Source organism: Streptococcus pseudopneumoniae, assembly GCF_038148935.1.
In the GTDB taxonomy this organism is placed as follows: Bacteria; Bacillota; Bacilli; order Lactobacillales; family Streptococcaceae; genus Streptococcus; species Streptococcus pseudopneumoniae_U.
The window spans coordinates 1-2,801 of the sequence record NZ_JBBJZX010000143.1 but is presented as its reverse complement, the minus strand read 5'-3'; the positions used below and the strand labels follow the sequence as shown (position 1 = coordinate 2,801).

At 36.4% G+C, this 2,801-nt stretch carries 2 protein-coding genes; both read left to right on the top strand.

All coding sequences use genetic code 11. The features are described 5' to 3' along the window. Positions 1–73 precede the first annotated feature (73 nt). Positions 74–664 carry a 3'-5' exonuclease gene (locus tag WKI42_RS10055; RefSeq protein WP_368081852.1) on the top strand — a complete coding sequence of 197 codons (591 nt, stop codon included), beginning with the start codon at positions 74–76 and terminating at the stop codon, positions 662–664. Positions 665–672: 8 nt separating this feature from the next. Then, on the top strand, positions 673–2,436 hold the full coding sequence (locus WKI42_RS10050) for a glycerophosphodiester phosphodiesterase (protein WP_368081851.1): 1,764 nt from the start codon (positions 673–675) through the stop codon (positions 2,434–2,436). The last annotated feature ends 365 nt before the right edge of the window (positions 2,437–2,801 follow it).

Genomic DNA, 2,801 nt, shown 5'->3' with positions numbered 1-2,801 from the left:
TAGCAAGGCGAAGCTGACGCGGTTTGAAGAGATTTTCGAAGAGTATAAAATAACCGTATGGGAGAAGTATAGAATGGAACGATTAGAAGATTACATTGCTTTTGACTTAGAATTTAATCAGCACGAAGGACAAACACACTTGATTCAAGTATCGGCAGTGCGTTTTAGAGATGGTCGGGAAATCGATGCCTATGATTCCTATGTTCATACCAGTGTGCCTCTAAAGAGTTTTATCAATGGTTTGACTGGGATTACAGCCGAGACCTTAAAAGATGCTCCTCCAGTGGAGGAAGTTATAAAAGAATTTCAAGAGTTTGTGGGTTCTTTACCGATGGTTGGCTACAATGCTGCTAAAAGTGATTTGCCTATTCTAGTAGAACATGGTTTAGACTATAGTCAACAGTACAAAGTGGATCTGTATGATGAAGCTTTTGAACGTCGCAGTTCGGATTTACACGGTATTGCCAATCTCAAATTGCAAACTGTTGCCTCATTTCTTGGATTTCAAGGTCAGTCTCATAATAGTTTAGAGGATGCTCGGATGACGGCGCGTGTTTACGAGTCCTTCCTAGAGTCAGATCAAGCTAGAGAATTGTTAGATAGAGAAAGTAGCCTATCAAACAATCCTTTTGGAGGCTTGGACTTGTCTCAATTATTTGACTAGGAGTGCCTATGAAACCTGAAAAACCTAAAAAATTGGGTTTTAAACAGATTTACCTCAATCTTGATAAAATCCTCTTTCTCTTTTTCTTGATTTTTATGATAGTGGAGTATTTGTGGGTCCCATTCAATTCATGGTTGGCTAGTTTCTTATTAGATCAGACAGGTTATCTTTTTATTTCCTATAACAATGTCTTAGCCATCCTTACTCATTCTCCATTGATTAGTCTAGCTTTTTTAGCCTTGATTATCATTAACCTTCTGGTTGCTTATTTTCAAATAGGACTCCTCTTTATCGGTGCTCGTCATCTTCTCTATCATGAAAAGCGAAGGCTAATTGAGTATATCCGCAAGGTTTTCCATGAAAGTTTTGGATTTATGAAAAAGCTAACTTGCGCTAAAGCCTTGTTTATCTTTTTCTATATAGCTATGCTTTTTCCTTTTATACGGAAAATGCTGAAGATTTATTATCTCAATAAAATCGTTATTCCAGAGTTTATTCAAGATTATTTAGAAGATAAATATTGGATGTGGTGGCTGAGCATCCTACTTCTATCTCTTATTTTTCTCTATGTCTCTGTCAGATTGATGTTTGCCCTTCCGAAGATTGTATATGATCAGCTGACTGTTCGAGAAGCAGTGATGTTTAGCTTGGAGAAAACCAAGAAAAGAGTTGCTTTTTATGCTTGGAATTTATTTTATATCTTGCTCAAGGCAAATTTATTATTTTATCTTCCTTTGATTCCTTTGTTATTGGCTCAAACTTTGGTAGATGACATCACTCAGAGAGAGTCTCTGATTCTTGGTATTTTGAATTTTGTCGTGATTAAAAATCTTTATTATATGGCTCTGACTTACTTTTTGGTTAAATTTGTTTCATTTTTGACAGGAAAGGAGCTGGATATGCTTCCTAGGAGAGAAAAAGATCACATCATGCGATGGGGAGTCATGACTTGTGCCAGTCTTTTCTTTGCCTTAGAAGGTTATATTTATCTGGAGACTCCCATGGTTCATCTACCTCAGCTTATTTCTCACCGAGGGGTTTCCAATGCAAATGGGATTCAAAATACAGTAGAATCCTTAGAAACTACAGCACAACTCAAACCAGACTTGGTGGAGACGGACGTGCAGGAGACAAAAGATGGGCAGTTTGTCATGATGCATGATGCTAACTTGAAAAATCTAGCAGGTATCAATAAAAGTCCTCAAGACTTAAACTTGGAGGAGCTTAAAGGGATTGATATTTTTGAAAATGGCTACCAGACTAAAATTTCAAGCTTTGAAGACTATCTCAGTCGAGCCAACGAACTTGGTCAAAAATTACTAATTGAAATCAAAACCAGTAAAAAAGATAGTCCAGACATGATGGACCGCTTTTTAGCCCGTTATGCTGCAAAGCTCAAGATTTATGGGCATCAAATCCAGTCTTTAGACTACCATGTTGTTGAAAAAGTAAGACAGTATGATGCCGAACTGCCAGTTTATTTCATCATGCCCTACAATTCTGTCTTTCCTAAAACAAGGGCGACAGGATATACTATGGAGTACTCGACCTTGGATGAATATTTTGTAAGCAAACTATGGACAACGGACCAGAAACTTTATGTCTGGACTGTCAATGATTCAGAAGCTATCAGCAAATCTCTTCACTTAGGAGTAGATGGAGTGATTACAGATGATTTGGAAAAAGTTCAGTGGGAAATAGAAGTAGCCCAAGAAGATCCAGAATATACGGATTTGCTTTTGAAAAAAGCATTGGAATTCTTTGAATTTTAGTAGTAAAAAAAAAGAGGAACGGTTGTTCCTCCCATGATAGGTAAGTATTCTTGTGAATGCTTGCTTTTTTTGTGGTTGCAATTCGTTTACGAGGATTGTTTGTCTTGTTCTTGTTTCAATCAACTTTATAGTAATTTGAGATTGGAATAGTACATTACAACTTCTAAAATGGTACTAGAAATTGGAAAGCTTCCTTTATTCTCTATATCCATTAGAAAGAATTGATTAAAAATTAGGAGACTTTTAATTTCTTTTCCGAATAAATAGATAGAAGCATCAAATCTAGTAAATTAGATTTAAAAATGTGCTATAATGAAAGGAGAGGAAATATGATTCTCAGACATCCGGGCATTAGCCCGACCAAT

Bases quoted from the DNA above. Each gene is read 5' to 3' on its own strand.
- WKI42_RS10050 (WP_368081851.1), top strand. From the start codon at position 673: ATGAAACCTGAAAAACCTAAAAAATTGGGTTTTAAACAGATTTACCTC.
- WKI42_RS10055 (WP_368081852.1), top strand. From the start codon at position 74: ATGGAACGATTAGAAGATTACATTGCTTTTGACTTAGAATTTAATCAG.